Below are 13,306 nucleotides of genomic sequence, written 5' to 3'. Positions count from 1 at the left end.
TGCCGCCGTGCAGCTCACGGTCCGCATCAGTCTTCCTCGATCAGCAAACCCGCCAGCTTAAGCATGACGTCCACCCTGTCGTCACGCCCCAAGCGAAGCCACTCGGCAAAAACCACGTCGACTTCGTCGCGCTCTGGCCGCCCGGACTGCATAAGTCGGTACAGCCGACGCTTCTTGTCGCGGCTGCTGAGAGCGGTCGCGTGCGTCAGCACCTCGCCAAGTGTCGGCAATGCCCTGCCTGCGCCTCGGATTCCTGCGTTGCATCGGTGACATTCCACTCGAAGGTTCGAGGGGTCCGTGCTAATCGGCTGGGCCGGGTCGATGAGGTGAACGATGAGCGTCGCCCTCTGGTCCTCGTCGTCTGCGTAGGTTTCACCAGCTCTGGTGCCGCAGGTCTGGCAGACGAAATCGGCCCTTTCCAGAGCTTCGCGGCGGCGGGCGCCGGAGATCCGAGGACGTAGAGATTCCTTGGGCCTTTCTCCCAGGTCGATGCGGATGCCGGTTGCCGTGAGCCGGTATTCGTCAGGCTGGAGGCGAGGATCTGTCTTGTAGTTGTCGATCTGCCAGCCCAGCTCACGAAGGTCGCGCATACGGCGATCTGCTTGGGCGACGCCTGGAACGCCTTGAAAGAGCTGCAGTTTTGTGAAGACGTTGCCTTCGCCCACTGTGGCTAGAAACTCGGCAACCCTCACCTTCGACGACCGCCGCACGGGACGTTCTTCCGTCATCGTCTCCTCCTTGTCAGATGTGAGCCGCCGTACCCCGTGGCGGCGACGGCTCGAACTACTGTACCGTCGGCGAAACGATTCTGGTGGCCGTCAGCGTCCGGCGGCGTCCGGCAAGTTCTGATCAGGGAGGTCAGGCGGTACTGATGGAAACGGTTGGCTGGGCCACTGCAGCGGTCTCCGTGGTCTGGGGCGGAGTCCTCGTGGTCGGCTATGTCCTCGACCAGATCCCTGCTTTGTCGGCCAAGGCGGAGAAGGCCATCACCGCACTGCGTCGTCTGCGGGCTGCCTGGCGCGATAGCGAGGAAGGGCGGCAGCTGGAACGGCCGGCGCTGGAGGAGGGTAAGGGGGATGCGCGGCGCAGTAGACGCTGACGACGCCTGCTGTGCCGGGCGCCACTATCCGGCATGGTTGCGGACTTTCGGGGGAGCGGTTGCTGAGCCCTGCCCTCACCAAGCGCGATGCATGCCGGTCAAGAAGTCGGCCCAGGCCCGCGCCTGTACGACGACATGGCGGCGCTCCGGTTGCTTGGAGTCCCGTATGAGAACCGCAGACGGGGAGAAAGCGGCCTCTAGGCACTCAGTCGTGTTGCCGCCGCTGTGCGACGACTTGAACCAGGCGTAGTTGGGGGCAAGCGGAGAAGCGGCGGGCATCTAGAGCTCCTTGCGGGCGCGATGGATCATGGAAGAGGAGGCTTCCATGTCCAACGCTTGTGCGCGAAGGTACTCGAACGCAAGCCGGTATCGCTCTAGTTCTTCCTCCTTCTCCAGGAAGAGGGAGCCCGTGTGGAAGTCGACATAGACGACATCAAGGGCTTGCTCGGTGCCGCCGATGATCACAAAGCTGCCGAGAGCTGCGGAGTGCGCTCCCTTGGCGAAGGGCAGTACCTGGAGAGTGATGTTGGAAGACTCGTTCGCTTCAAGAAGCCGTTCGAGTTGCTGCTTCATGGTCTCGGGGGACCCGACGACGCGGCGGATCACGGACTCGTCGAGGATCGCCCACAGGCGCGGCGGCTTCGGACGGTCGAGTACCTCTTGGCGCTTCATTCGGATGTCTACAAGCCGATCGATCTCGGCTGGTTCAAGAGGTACTTCATTGGCTCGCTGCAGTGCTGTGCTGTATGCGCGAGTCTGCAGGAGGCCCGGCACGTAGACGCAGGAGAAGTGATCCTCGCGTACGGCCTCGTCCTCAAGAGTGAGGAGCAAGTTCATGCTCTCAGGGATGGAGTCGGCGAATGAACTCCACCAGCCCTGCTGCTTGGCGTCCTTCGCCAGGACGACAACCGCGTTTCGCTCGGCTTCAGTAGCCCCGTACTCGCGGCACAGCGCATCGACCACGATCCATTTGACCGGTCCGGCCTGGGTTTCATACCGGCTCACCGTTGCCTTGGACACGTCTACGAGCCTTCCGGCCTCCTCAAGGGTCAGTCCCTTTCTGGCGCGCAACTTGCGCATCATCGCGCCGAGTTGGCGGCGTCGCGTCGTGGTGCGTGCGGACATGCGGCTCCTTGGGGCTGGACCGGGCGCAAGCCCGGGGACCTGCCCAGGCTAGGCAGCGTGGAAGTCGCTCCACTACCAGATTCACCCGATAGGTTCCCGTGAGAAGTTACATGGTGAGAGTTCTCTGTGCCATGCTCGATCGCAGACCGCTACGCAATGCAGCCGTACGGATACGGCAGGCGCAGCATGTGCGTGGCCAGGGAGAGAGAAGTCTCCATGCTCGGCTGCGAAGTCACCGAATCCCGACCGCGCTGTGTCCTGCCGTTCGAGGCAGCGCCGGCGGAAGTCCGACTGCTCCGGAGAGCCGCCATCGCGCAGCTCGGCCAGTGGGGGATGCCGGTTGCTGCTGAGGAAGTGGCGTTGCTTGTCACGGAGCTGGCCACGAACGTCATCAAGCATGTCGGCGAAGGGGTGGCGGCGACCTTGATCCTTGAGTGGCGTGGCGAGCGCCTGAGGGTGGAAGTGCACGATAAGAGCCGTGTGGCCCCGTCGCTGAGTGCTGGAGGTTGTCAGGACGAGTGCGGGCGTGGTCTGCATCTGATCGGAGGTCTGGCAGTGGACTGGGGGACGGTGCTGATGGCGGCCGGCAAAGCCGTCTGGTGCGAAATCCTGCTTGAGCAGGGCGGTGCATGTCGGCGCGTTGAACGAGCTCTGGGTGCACTGGAGGGATACCGGGCGGGACGCCCGGTCATGGCTGCGCAAGGGCGCAGTAGGGCGGTTCTTCTTGAGGAGTCCGCGGTTGAGCTGATCGCGGACTTGCTGCACTGGACCGCCGCCCAGGGGCAAGACCCAGATGATGTCCTGGACCGGGCCCAGACGCATTACGAAGCCGAGGCGGCTGCCGCTGCCTGACCGTCGGCTCATTTGGCCCTGGTTTCAGGGTCTCTCTGTCCGAGTCGACAGGGCTGCTTGCAGGAGGGCGGCGGCATCGTCCGGTGCTCCGTGTTGGTGGAGCTGGGCCGCAGCCTGCATTACGTCAAGACTGGGGTTGTCCCGTCCGTAGATATGGATCAACGTGCCTGCTAGTTCGTCTAGTTGGCCCTCCCGCAAGACGTACACGAGGGTTGCTGTCTCTACAGGGCTGAGCACTTCTGCGGAGTGGCGCAGTAGGGCCAGAGCTCCCTCTTGCCGGCCGCCGTTCTGCAAGGCTTCGGCCTGACGGGCGACGCCAAGTGCGGCTCTCTTCTCGGGATTGCTCTGCTGCCGGTCCCCCCTCCGAGGGGGGACCGGCAGCAGAGCTGCGTCACGCCGTGCAGTCAGACGCTGCCGCTGGCCGGCCCGAATAGCGCGTCTGGCAGTGGTCTTGAGTGCGCGGCCTTCCCGGGCCTTCAGTGCCTGCACCTCATGCTTCAAGGCCGCAGCCCCCTCCCGCAAGGCTGCGGCCTCCTTCTCGATAGTGCCGAGTTCGACCCGGGCGCCGCTGAGTTCAGCGGCGGTCTCGCTGGCCTGCTGCCGCAGCACCTCCGACTCGCCGCGCAAGCTCACGCAACTGCGGCATTGCTCGGCAGAGGCTGTGAAGTGCAACTCCTCCAGGCGGGCGAGCGTGATGCCCGCCTTCTCCGCGCTGCCCGCGTCGGCGCTTGCGAGCATGTGAAGACGCCTGACGATGCCCATGTCCGGCAGGTAAATGGCGCACAAGTATCTGGACAGTGACGCCTCGCCGATGTGCAGCCGGTCGGCTGCCTGCTTCTGAGTGGGAGCGCTGCCGTCGGGTTGCAAGGCCAGCAGGCGGCAGAGTTTCTGCAGTTCGGCAGCAAGCGCGCGTTTCCCTGGCGGAACGTCACTGCCGATCTTCTTCGCTGTCCAGCGGTAAGGAGTATTAGTCCCTCTAGCTCGTGGCATATCACTCACATCGCTTTCCGGGCTATGCGTAGCGAATCATCGCAAATCGGCCTGCCGTTGACGGGCTTTGTCGACATCGTGGCCGCGTAGGGCGCAGGTCGGGCCAATTGTGCACGATGGAAGGCGAGTTGTGCTCTTGCTACCTGTTGCGCAAGTGTTCCAGTGGGGACTGGTTTTCGGCTTTCGATGGAACACTGTGGATCAGCCGCTCATGGAGTGGGGGGTGGCCAAGGTGTCTGTGCTGCCGTGTGGCTTACGTCTGCACGCATACTGCGCCTTTGCTGACATGCGTGCGATTTTCGACATCAGGAGTGACAAATGGCGCTGCCGTCCTGGCGGGACGCGAATATGGGGAGCATGGCTCGGGCCGCACTGTGGCTTGTGCAGGAAGTGGGAGAAGACGAGATCTTCACGAAGGCCGAACTGCGCGAGGCGTTCCCGGACGTCGCCCAGATCGACCGGCGCATGCGCGACCTGCGTGACCACGACTGGAAGATCTCGACTAGCCGTGAGGACCCCACGCTCCGTCAGCAGGAACAGCGGTTCGTTGCCCGGGGAGCGGAGGTGTGGATCCCTGGGAAGTCGAAGGCGCCGAAGCACAAGGCGAGCCTTACTGCTGCTCAGCGCGCCAAGGTGCTGGACGAGGACGGTTACCTGTGCCGCACGTGTGGGATCGCGGCCGGTGAGGCGTACGAGGAGGGGATCGAGCAGGCCGTGCTCAACGTCGCCCGCCGCCAGGTGATCCAGCCTGGAGGCGGTGTCGCTTACCAGTTGGTCACCGAGTGCAAGCGGTGCGGTGTCGGTAGTTCGGGCCGGCAGGCCGACCTGGGGCGCCTCCTGGAGCAGGCGGCTGCCCTGTCACCCATGGAGCAGCGGGTTCTCAGCGCCTGGATTGGTGCGGACCGACGCCCCCTGAGTCTGGTGGACAAGCTCTGGGGCCAGTACCGGACGCTCCCGGAGACCTCCCGCAAGGCTGTGGCGGATGCACTCGCCGGCGCGAACGACTAGGAGAGGACGGACCGGAGAATGATGCGAGAACTTCCCGCTCCGCCGCTGGCGGACGAACTGAGTGAGCTGATCAAGAAGAAGCTCGCGGAAGCGCAGACGGCGGGCGGCACCCGCGAGACGGTGACCGTGGACTGGAACGAGCAGAAGGCGCACGTCGACGTGATCGACCTTCCGCTCAGCAAGCTCTACTTCAATCCCAGTACCCACCGCATCCGGGCCCAGCGGAGCCACGATGCCGCAAAGGACGTGGAGCTGGACCAGAACCCGTGGAGCGAGGAGAGCCAGACCTACCTCCGCTTCCTGCTCCAGGCATCGCCGACCGATACCAATCTGCGCGATGTCGAGTTCGATGCCCTCAAGGACAGCCTCGAAGAGTTTGGCCAGAACGACCCCGGGCTGGTCACCCATCAGGGCATCGTGGTCAACGGCAACACCCGGGCGGCCGCCCTGAAGCTGCTTGGCGTGCAGTCGATGCGTGTGGGCGTGCTGCCCGAGTCGTTCACCTGGGCAGACATCAATGCCGTGGAGCTGTCTTTGCAGCTCCGCCGGGACCACCGGCGTGACTACTCCTACGTCAACCGCATCATCGCCATGGAGGAGCAGGCGGCCCTGGGGCGTACGCCCGAGCAGATCGCGAAGGAGTTCCGGATCCAGGTCCGGACGTACCACCAGGAACGCTGGATCCTCGCCACGATCCGCGAGCTGATCAAGCGTAGCCAGGACGCCCGCGGCGGCGGACTCCGGCTGGTCGACTGGGAAGGCGCTCAGGAGCGACTCAAGGAACTTCAGCGCTTGTATGTGAAGTTGGAAACGCTTGACCGCGACCAGGCGGACATTCTCAAGGAACTGCGTCTGGCCGCCATCCTGCTCAACTTCTCCAAGACCGACGTACGGCACATCAACGAGGACTTCCTCAAGGAAGGGCTGGAGCAGAAGCTGCTTTCTGCTGGTCCGGCGATTGAGGACCGTTCTGAGACCAAGCCGACGGGTGTCATGATCCCTGGGCTCGGGGTAGAGGTGCCGCCCGCCTCGTCCGCGGTGGCTGAGATGAAGGCACTCAACGACCGTCTGCTGCGTGCCGCCGCTGTCGTGCGCAGTAGGAGCGAGGCCGATCTCGGTAACGAGGCGAAGGAACAGGCCCAGAGCATTCTGGACGACGCACAGAAGACCTTCGATGAGGCCATCGAGGCCGCTGGCCGCAGTGCGCGGCTGCGAAAGCGCAAGCAGCTCGCGCCGGCCCGGCTCGCGGAGGCGTGCGCCAGCATCGACCAGTGCGTGAGTGATCTGGTGCAGGCCCGTACCTCTCGCAGCCTTGATGAGGAAGCTTTCGATGACGCGGTGATCAAGCTCCGTGGCAGCCTGTTGAAGCTTGCCAAGCAGGCCAGTCGCGGTCTCCAGGATCCAGGCGACGGTGTGGCCTGGCTGATGGACGCCGTCGCCACGGAAGGCCGACAGTGACGAACGAGTCGAGCGAAACGTCTCTGCACCTTGGGTTTGACGAGACACACACGCGTGTCGTGCTCCGGACCACAGAGCACCATCAGCCGGACTTGGTCCAGTTGGCCGCCCGTTTCCGGACGGGAGGCCAACTCGGCCTGCTCAGCGCTTCTGTTGCCCTTGATGACTTCCTGGCCAACCTACAGATCCTTGGTGACTGGTCCGACCCCACCGGTGTGGAGTGGTCTTCTGCCCTGAGGAAGCTGGCGACTGGTGTCCTCCAGGACGCGCGGACCGTCGAAACCAGGCTGGCGGGCACGAGGTCCTCCGGCGAGGTCGACGCGGACGATGTTCTGAGCCTGCTTGGCGACAACTGGAAGGGTGAGCTGAGTGCCTTCCAGCGCAGGGACATCGCGAAGCTGCTGTCCCTCCAGCACGGTGCCAACTTCAGCGTGCCCGGTGCCGGCAAGACGCGTGTGGCGCTTGCTGTGTATGCGGCTCAGAAAGCCGCCGGCCATGCGCGGAGGCTCCTGGTCGTTTGCCCGAAGTCGGCCTACGACTCATGGCGTTTCGAGACGGCGGAGTGTCTGACGCACGCGCTGCGCGTCAACGTCTTGGACGGGTCTCTGGACCAATGGGCGGAGGTGCTCGTTGTCAATTACGAACGGCTGGACCGTTCACTGTCGATGCTGACTTCTTGGCTGGCAGCTCAGCCCTCCATGATCATTCTGGATGAGGCGCACCGGATGAAGCTTGGATCCCGGGGCACCTACGGTGCCGCGTGCATGGCTCTCGGGCCGCATGCGGACCGGCGCCTGATTCTCACGGGTACGCCGGCTCCCAACGGTTCCAAGGATCTGGAAAACCTCTTGGGCTTCGTGTGGCCTGGCCACGGACAGCAGACCGTTGTGCGTGCCGTGGCTGGGGGAGACCTGCGCCATGCAAGTACGGTGCTGCGGCCGTTGTTCACGCGGACGACCAAGCAGGAACTCGGTCTGCCTCCTGTCGACCTGAGTATCCGCTACGTGGACATGCCGCCTCTGCATGACGAGATCTATAGCTCCCTGGTCAGTGGGATGAGCAACGGCGCGGCCAGGGAGGATCTCAGCGCGCTTGGCAAGACGGCTCTGCGGCTCCTCATGGCCGCGACGAGCCCGGCCCTGCTCTTGGAGGGAGCTACCAAGTACGAGCCGCTGGCCTATCAGTTGCCTCCGTTGGAACCACCCCCGGGGGGCTCCCTGTACTCGAACTTGCAGAATCTTCCTGATTACGAGCTGTCACCGAAGTACAAGGAAGCCGTTGCGATAATCGCCGCGAACGCGGCGGTAGGTCGTAAGACGCTGGTCTGGACGACGTTCGTCCGAAGTCTGACGACGCTGGAGCACATGCTGGAGAAGTTCAGCCCGGCTGTGGTTTACGGGGGAACCCCCGACCGGGAGGAACAGCTCCGTCGGTTCCGGGAAGACCCGGCCTGTATGGTGCTCATCTCCAATCCGGCAACCTTGGGCGAGGGCATCAGCCTGCACCACGTCTGTCATGACGCGGTCTACGTGGACCGTGACTTCATGGCCGGGCGGTTCCTGCAGAGCCTGGACCGTATCCACCGTCTTGGGCTCGCGCCCGACACCGAAACGCGGGTCACGGTTCTCGCGGTGCGCAACTCAATCGACGAAGTTGTAGCCGCACGGCTGGAGCAGAAACTGACCTTCATGGGGCAGATCCTGGACGATCCCACGGTCCAGCAACTTGCTGACCTGGAGGAGGAGCCGGCGGTGGCGGCCGGTCTGGCGCCGAGCGACATCGAAGCGCTGCTGAGCCACCTGGGGGGCAACCGGTAAGGGCTGCGTACGGCGGACGCGGCGCACTACGCTCGCCTTGTGTCCTCCGAAGCCGATTGGACAGCCCCGGAAGGTTCCTGGGCTTCGTCCGCCGCCCGCCGCCGCAACATGCAGGCGATCCGCAGCCGCGATACAAAGCCGGAATGGCTGATCCGGCGTCTGGTGCACGCCCGAGGGCTCCGCTACCGGGTGGCAGCACGTCCCCTGCCTGACCTTCGCCGGACGGCCGACCTGGTATTCCGTCCGGCAAAGGTGGCGGTATTTATAGACGGCTGCTACTGGCACGGATGCCCTGAACACTATGTGCCGCCTAGAACGAACTCCGGCTATTGGTCAGAGAAGGTAGTGCGTAATGTGAAGCGGGACCGGGATACAGATCATCGGCTCGTTGAGGCGGGCTGGCTTGTGCTCCGTTTCTGGGAGCACGAGCCGTCAGTGATTTGTGCCGACAAGATTGCCGAGATGGTCCTGGCGCGCCGGAGCGTGAGCGGTTCCCGATGAAACTGAGATTTCCAGCTGATGTGGCCTGTCATCCAAGGCGGCGGTGCCTGAGGAATCGATGCTGTATTCGCGGAGGAGTTCTTCCCGGTGATCTGGTCGTAGAACCGCGGCGATTGAGCGGCCGACAGCTTCGGCAACTGGTGGCGGAAAAGCGTTGCCTACCTGTCGGTACCTTGCAGTCTTTTTCCCCTGGAACCGCCAGTCCCGCGGAAACCCCTGGATCATGGCGGCTTGCTCAACGGTGAGCATAGGGCCGTTCTCCCTGAACAGGTCCCGCTCCGGGTCGCATGTGTCCGGATCGTTGGCCACCCCCATGGCGTCAACTCCCATAGCTTCCCAGGCCCTCTTCGCTCGGGTGGGCCCGAGGTCGGCGCCGCCATGTTTCCTGGACCCACCTACCAAGGTGGGGGCTACGCCACGCCCAGCGGCTACGGACTTCTGAGCGGCGTCAAGCCAGTCGTTGTAGACATCCTCCCCCGTCCGCTCGCCAGGCTTGGCCAACTCGCCCCGCTTGTTCTTGTCCCAGTACTGGCGGCACCGCTCCCGCATGGTCTTTCGGAGAGTCTCAGCGACGGTTGCTTCGTCGTCCCTGATTCCCACCGGCCAGCTGAATTCATTTACGCCGGGCTTTGAGTAGTCCTCGCGGATCGCGACCAGGATGGCTCTGGGGCGCAGTTGAGGGACACCGAAATCCTTCGCGTCGAGTCGACGCCAAACCTTGCGCATCTCAAGGTCCTGAGCTGCTGCAGAAAGTGACGTATCAATAGAGGGGATTGTGTAGCCAGCACGGCGCAATCGATCGAGAATATTGGCTCGATATTCGATGAAAACCTCCGGAGGCTCAAGGATGCCTCGGACGTTTTCGATCATGATCGCTTTTGGGGTCAGTTCTTCAATGATGCTCAGCGCGGCTGGGAAAAGGTCACGCTCGTCGTCCGCTCCCAACCTTTTCCCGGCTAGTGAAAATGGGGGGCAGGGAACTCCGCCTGCGAAGAGGTCGAGAGTGTCGCCCTTGAGGTCGAGGGCCTTGCGTACATCCGATGCAAGAAAGTCGTTGACGTCCATCGGAGCGAGATCCCGGGCCTTTTGGGGTGTCCACCCCGGCCAGCGTCCAACGTTGGCCCGCAGAGTGCTGACCGCATGTTGGTCCCACTCGACAAGTGCCAAGTGATCAAATCCGGCATTGTGCAGCCCCACGGCTTGACCGCCGGCTCCCGCACAGATCTCGATCGAGGTCAGTGGCGTGGTGAACTGCGGTCGCTTCTGGCCGCTGGGGGGCATGCCGCTCCTTCTAGATTTAGCCATCGTGCTGAGGAGAGTCCGCGTCGTCGTCGGTCGCTCCGAACCAAGAGTCTCGCACTTACCAGGCTGTACATAGGTATCAGCAGGCGATCTGTGCAAGAGGAGTCTCTGACCAGTGGGAATGAAGGCTCGCAGGCAGGAGGCGTTCTGTTGGTTGAGACGGTCTGTAAGACGGCTGTGGACAGGCGAAGCTCGCCGTCGGGGGTCACCGTGCTGCCCACCGTGGGTTTGCCACCTGCTCTGAGCTTGAGCTTCATCCCGGCTGGCGCAGCAACTGATCGACGCTGGCGAAGCAGACGCGCTGCCCTTGTCTGTCGGCTGGTTGGGCGATTCAGCAGGCCGTCGCGCGGACGAGAACGAGTTCGGTGCTCGCCTTGCGGCGAGTGGGTCTGTGGCCTCGGCGTAGGTGAACACGTCCTCCAAGGTGCGCAGTCGCAGCCCGGGTTGGTTGGGGACGGTGGTAGGCCGGATCTCGACGATCGCCCGGCCGGTGGTGGACGAACTCACCTCGTAGACCAGACGCGGGCAGTCCCCTCGTTGAACGTTGCCGACACAGCCCCACCCTTCTGTTCAGCACTCCGGGTTTGTTCACTGTTGATGCCGAACAGGCATGAAGATCGGATTCTTCCCGCCCCAGGGCCCAGGGCTGCCGACCTCAGGCACAGCCCCGGACCTCGCTGGCACCGCAGACGGCGCTGAGACGAGTGAGGCCGCCGCTGATGATCGCGCATTGTGCGGACTGGTGAAAAGACGCTGACGGCGGGCCCGGCAGAGATCCTTTCCGTCGGTAGGAGATGTTCGACGCTCTGAAGGGGCTGTATTGCGGGTCAGCCCGTAAGTCTGTCTCCGACGCGGTCCGGTCTGACCACCAGACCGCCCCCTGAGGCCTCGCCGCATCATGTACGCATGATCACCATTCACCTGAAGTACGAGATTGACGCCGACAAGATCGACGACTTCGAGGACTACGGGCGCCGCTGGGTCGGCCTCGTCAACCGGTTCGGTGGGACCCATCACGGCTACTTCCTGCCCAGTGAGGGCGACAGTGACATCGCCTACGCCCTCTTCTCGTTTCCCAGTTTCGCCGCCTACGAGCAGTACCGCACCGACAGCGTGTCTGACCCGGAGTGTCAGGAGGCGTTCGAGTCGGCTCGGCGTACGCGTTGCATCAAGCGGTATGAACGCCGCTTCCTCCGGCCGCTCGACGGCGTTTCCTAGGCCTGGGCCAAGTTATGAGCCCGGGTCTGGGTCTGGGGCGGGGTCTGGGACATGGAAAGACCTACAGCCGAGCGCAGCGCCGCGACCATCGCGGTGGTCGTGGGGTTCGTGGTGTCCGTGTGGCGGGTTGCGGCGAACAGTTGGCGGTGGATCGGGTGGTCCTCGATGGGGGACGTGTGGATTCCCGGTGTGGTCGGGTCGATGGCCGTCCGGGGGATGAGTGCCGTGGCGAGGCCGGCGCGGGCGAGGGTGAGTTGGGCCGTGATGTCGGCGGTGACGTAGGGCGTCGACGGTGTGAAACCGGCCTGGTGAAAGGCGTGTTGGATGGCTTGTCCGCAGTCCGTCGTCGGGGGCGGTACGACCAGGCGGTGGGTGGTCAGGTCCCGGAGGGATACGGGGCGTTCGCCGGGGTGGTCCGTCGCGGTGACGATCAGCAGGGGATCGTCGAGCAGCCGGTGGGTGACGACGCCCCGGGGCGTGGCGTCGGGCAGGTGGTGGTACCGCTGGCCGAGCACGACATCGACGGTGCCGAGCGGGAGTTCCCGTAGCTGCGCCTGATCGGTGATCAGGCAGGTGACGGTGAGCTGGGGGTGCTGTACGGCCAGTGCGGTCAGGGCGGGGGCCACGATGCGGGCGACTGTCGACGGCAGCGCGGCGAAGGTGACGGTGTCGCCGACCGTGCCCCTGGCAGCGGCGACGGCGCTCTCGGCCTCCCGTACGGCGTCGAAGATGCGGTCGGCGTGTTCGACGAGCACTCGGCCCGCCTCGGTCAGCGCCACCGTGCGTCCGTCGGGGCGTAGTAGGTCGACCCCGAGTTCACGCCGTAGTGCGGTCAGCTGTTGGGAGACGGCCCCGGCGGACAGGGCCAGTGACTGCGCGGCCGCGGCGATGGAGCCGCGTGCGACGACGGTCTTGAGCATGTGCAGGCGGCGGATGTCCAACATGACTCGATAGGTTATCTAAAGGGTTGGAGGAGGAAACATCTCCTTGTCCTATTGGGTTCTGGTGCGTGACCTTTGGTCCATGGAGATCTTCGACTGCATCAATGTCGTGGCCCGGCCCATCCATGACTTCGGTGACGAGTTCATGTCCGACGAGGCAACCAGCGCCGTAGGCCTGCGCGCCGGGTTTCCGCCAGGGCGCGGGTTCTACTGCCGGGGCCGGTTCGGGGTGCTCGGCGAAGTGCCGGTCGCCGTGGTCCAGGCGGTCCAGGGGTTCCTCGGCCCCGGTCTGGTTTCCCCGGGCTGGCTGGCGGGACGGGCCGTGATGCCGGCCGGGGATGCCGCCGCCTGCTACGCCCAGGCCATCGGGCAGTGGGGGCGCGCTCACATCCCCGGCGACGTCGACGTGGAGCACTTCAACCGGCTGGCGCAGCAACTGATCGACGCCGCCGACGCGGACGCCCTGCCCTTGTTCGCAGGCTGGCGCGCGCAGCCGTACCCCGGCGAGGACCCGGTCGGCGCGGCCATGCAGCGCGTGCACGTGCTACGAGAGCATCGAGGCGCCTGCCACCTGGCTGCCGTGCGCCTGTGCGGGCTGACCGCCCAGGAGGCCATGGTCATCAACCTCGGCGCCGAGCAGGCGGCCCACTATGGCTGGGAGCCACCGCACCCCGTAGCCGCGACCCTGCTCCCTCGATGGCAGCGCGCCGAACGCCTCACCACAGAGTTGCAGGCACCGCTCTACGCCACCCTGACCGCCCGCCAGCGCAGCGAATTCGCCCAGCTCATCGGCGAGTTGACCGCCACGCCGGTCAGGTTGGCGGGACATGCATCGAGCTCGAACACCGTCGCGCTGTCCGGCGTCACCCTCGGCGTCGGGTCCGATGGGCACGCGGACTGGCGTGCCGACGGGGTTCAGGGCGAGGGGCGATGAGCGGCACCCGGTTCCACCTCACCAGCCACCAGCCACCAGTGACCCGGCACCGGCCACCCGG

At 64.7% G+C, this 13,306-nt stretch carries 14 protein-coding genes; 8 read left to right on the top strand and 6 right to left on the bottom strand.

The window, feature by feature from the left end:
* Nucleotides 1-26: 26 nt before the first annotated feature.
* Complete coding sequence (locus OG241_RS21175; RefSeq protein ID WP_405817098.1) at nt 27-728, bottom strand: HNH endonuclease; 702 nt, start codon at nt 726-728, stop codon at nt 27-29.
* Between the two features lie 200 nt (nt 729-928).
* Between OG241_RS21175 and OG241_RS21170 the strand changes: the two genes are divergently transcribed.
* Nucleotides 929-1,099: a hypothetical protein gene (locus OG241_RS21170; RefSeq protein WP_405817097.1), complete on the top strand. Its 171-nt coding sequence runs from the start codon at nt 929-931 to the stop codon at nt 1,097-1,099.
* Nucleotides 1,100-1,174: 75 nt separating this feature from the next.
* On the opposite strand, the gene OG241_RS21165 is transcribed toward OG241_RS21170, so the two are convergent.
* Both OG241_RS21165 and OG241_RS21160 read right to left on the bottom strand, forming a co-directional pair.
* Nucleotides 1,175-1,378 carry a DUF397 domain-containing protein gene (locus OG241_RS21165; RefSeq protein ID WP_405817096.1) on the bottom strand — a complete coding sequence of 68 codons (204 nt, stop codon included), beginning with the start codon at nt 1,376-1,378 and terminating at the stop codon, nt 1,175-1,177.
* Nucleotides 1,379-2,224 (bottom strand): helix-turn-helix domain-containing protein, encoded by an 846-nt coding sequence (locus OG241_RS21160; RefSeq protein ID WP_405817095.1) that lies wholly within the window; start codon nt 2,222-2,224, stop codon nt 1,379-1,381.
* Between the two features lie 216 nt (nt 2,225-2,440).
* On the opposite strand from OG241_RS21160, the gene OG241_RS21155 reads away from it, so the two are divergent.
* Complete coding sequence (locus OG241_RS21155; RefSeq protein WP_405817094.1) at nt 2,441-3,076, top strand: ATP-binding protein; 636 nt, start codon at nt 2,441-2,443, stop codon at nt 3,074-3,076.
* Between the two features lie 24 nt (nt 3,077-3,100).
* Here OG241_RS21155 and OG241_RS21150 read toward each other — a convergent pair whose 3' ends face one another.
* Nucleotides 3,101-4,075: a hypothetical protein gene (locus tag OG241_RS21150; RefSeq protein ID WP_405817093.1), complete on the bottom strand. Its 975-nt coding sequence runs from the start codon at nt 4,073-4,075 to the stop codon at nt 3,101-3,103.
* 309 nt (nt 4,076-4,384) lie between these two features.
* Between OG241_RS21150 and OG241_RS21145 the strand changes: the two genes are divergently transcribed.
* From OG241_RS21145 to OG241_RS21130, 4 genes are read left to right on the top strand one after another with little or no spacing between them, the layout of a single operon-like run.
* Nucleotides 4,385-5,074 carry a hypothetical protein gene (locus OG241_RS21145; RefSeq protein WP_405817092.1) on the top strand — a complete coding sequence of 230 codons (690 nt, stop codon included), beginning with the start codon at nt 4,385-4,387 and terminating at the stop codon, nt 5,072-5,074.
* 18 nt (nt 5,075-5,092) lie between these two features.
* Nucleotides 5,093-6,532 carry a hypothetical protein gene (locus OG241_RS21140; RefSeq protein ID WP_405817091.1) on the top strand — a complete coding sequence of 480 codons (1,440 nt, stop codon included), beginning with the start codon at nt 5,093-5,095 and terminating at the stop codon, nt 6,530-6,532.
* Entirely contained in the window at nt 6,529-8,349 is a 1,821-nt protein-coding gene (locus tag OG241_RS21135; protein WP_405817090.1) for a DEAD/DEAH box helicase, read from the top strand. The genes OG241_RS21140 and OG241_RS21135 overlap by 4 nt, the downstream gene beginning before the upstream one ends.
* Nucleotides 8,350-8,388: 39 nt before the next feature.
* Complete coding sequence (locus tag OG241_RS21130) at nt 8,389-8,850, top strand: very short patch repair endonuclease (protein WP_405817089.1); 462 nt, start codon at nt 8,389-8,391, stop codon at nt 8,848-8,850.
* Here OG241_RS21130 and OG241_RS21125 read toward each other — a convergent pair.
* On the bottom strand, nt 8,782-10,131 hold the full coding sequence (locus tag OG241_RS21125; protein WP_405817088.1) for a DNA cytosine methyltransferase: 1,350 nt from the start codon (nt 10,129-10,131) through the stop codon (nt 8,782-8,784). The genes OG241_RS21130 and OG241_RS21125 overlap by 69 nt on opposite strands.
* 927 nt (nt 10,132-11,058) lie before the next feature.
* Between OG241_RS21125 and OG241_RS21120 the strand changes: the two genes are divergently transcribed.
* Nucleotides 11,059-11,370 carry an NIPSNAP family protein gene (locus OG241_RS21120; RefSeq protein WP_405817087.1) on the top strand — a complete coding sequence of 104 codons (312 nt, stop codon included), beginning with the start codon at nt 11,059-11,061 and terminating at the stop codon, nt 11,368-11,370.
* On the opposite strand, the gene OG241_RS21115 is transcribed toward OG241_RS21120, so the two are convergent.
* Nucleotides 11,367-12,314, bottom strand: coding sequence for a LysR family transcriptional regulator (locus OG241_RS21115; protein ID WP_405817086.1), 948 nt, complete (start codon nt 12,312-12,314; stop codon nt 11,367-11,369). The genes OG241_RS21120 and OG241_RS21115 overlap by 4 nt on opposite strands.
* A 79-nt stretch (nt 12,315-12,393) precedes the next feature.
* Between OG241_RS21115 and OG241_RS21110 the strand changes: the two genes are divergently transcribed.
* Nucleotides 12,394-13,245 (top strand): helix-turn-helix domain-containing protein, encoded by an 852-nt coding sequence (locus OG241_RS21110; protein WP_405817085.1) that lies wholly within the window; start codon nt 12,394-12,396, stop codon nt 13,243-13,245.
* The last annotated feature ends 61 nt before the right edge of the window (nt 13,246-13,306 follow it).

It is taken from the genome of Streptomyces sp. NBC_01390, assembly GCF_045040105.1.
GTDB lineage: Bacteria > Actinomycetota > Actinomycetes > Streptomycetales > Streptomycetaceae > Streptomyces.
This window is presented reverse-complemented; position numbering and strand designations above follow the sequence as displayed.

Excerpts from the sequence above, each read along its gene's own strand:
- OG241_RS21110 (WP_405817085.1), top strand. The coding sequence starts at position 12,394 with ATGGAGATCTTCGACTGCATCAATGTCGTGGCCCGGCCCATCCATGAC.
- OG241_RS21125 (WP_405817088.1), bottom strand. The coding sequence starts at position 10,131 with ATGCCCCCCAGCGGCCAGAAGCGACCGCAGTTCACCACGCCACTGACC.
- OG241_RS21175 (WP_405817098.1), bottom strand. The coding sequence starts at position 728 with ATGACGGAAGAACGTCCCGTGCGGCGGTCGTCGAAGGTGAGGGTTGCC.
- OG241_RS21115 (WP_405817086.1), bottom strand. The coding sequence starts at position 12,314 with ATGTTGGACATCCGCCGCCTGCACATGCTCAAGACCGTCGTCGCACGC.
- OG241_RS21120 (WP_405817087.1), top strand. The coding sequence starts at position 11,059 with ATGATCACCATTCACCTGAAGTACGAGATTGACGCCGACAAGATCGAC.
- OG241_RS21165 (WP_405817096.1), bottom strand. The coding sequence starts at position 1,378 with ATGCCCGCCGCTTCTCCGCTTGCCCCCAACTACGCCTGGTTCAAGTCG.
- OG241_RS21145 (WP_405817092.1), top strand. The coding sequence starts at position 4,385 with ATGGCGCTGCCGTCCTGGCGGGACGCGAATATGGGGAGCATGGCTCGG.
- OG241_RS21160 (WP_405817095.1), bottom strand. The coding sequence starts at position 2,224 with ATGTCCGCACGCACCACGACGCGACGCCGCCAACTCGGCGCGATGATG.
- OG241_RS21140 (WP_405817091.1), top strand. The coding sequence starts at position 5,093 with ATGATGCGAGAACTTCCCGCTCCGCCGCTGGCGGACGAACTGAGTGAG.
- OG241_RS21155 (WP_405817094.1), top strand. The coding sequence starts at position 2,441 with ATGCTCGGCTGCGAAGTCACCGAATCCCGACCGCGCTGTGTCCTGCCG.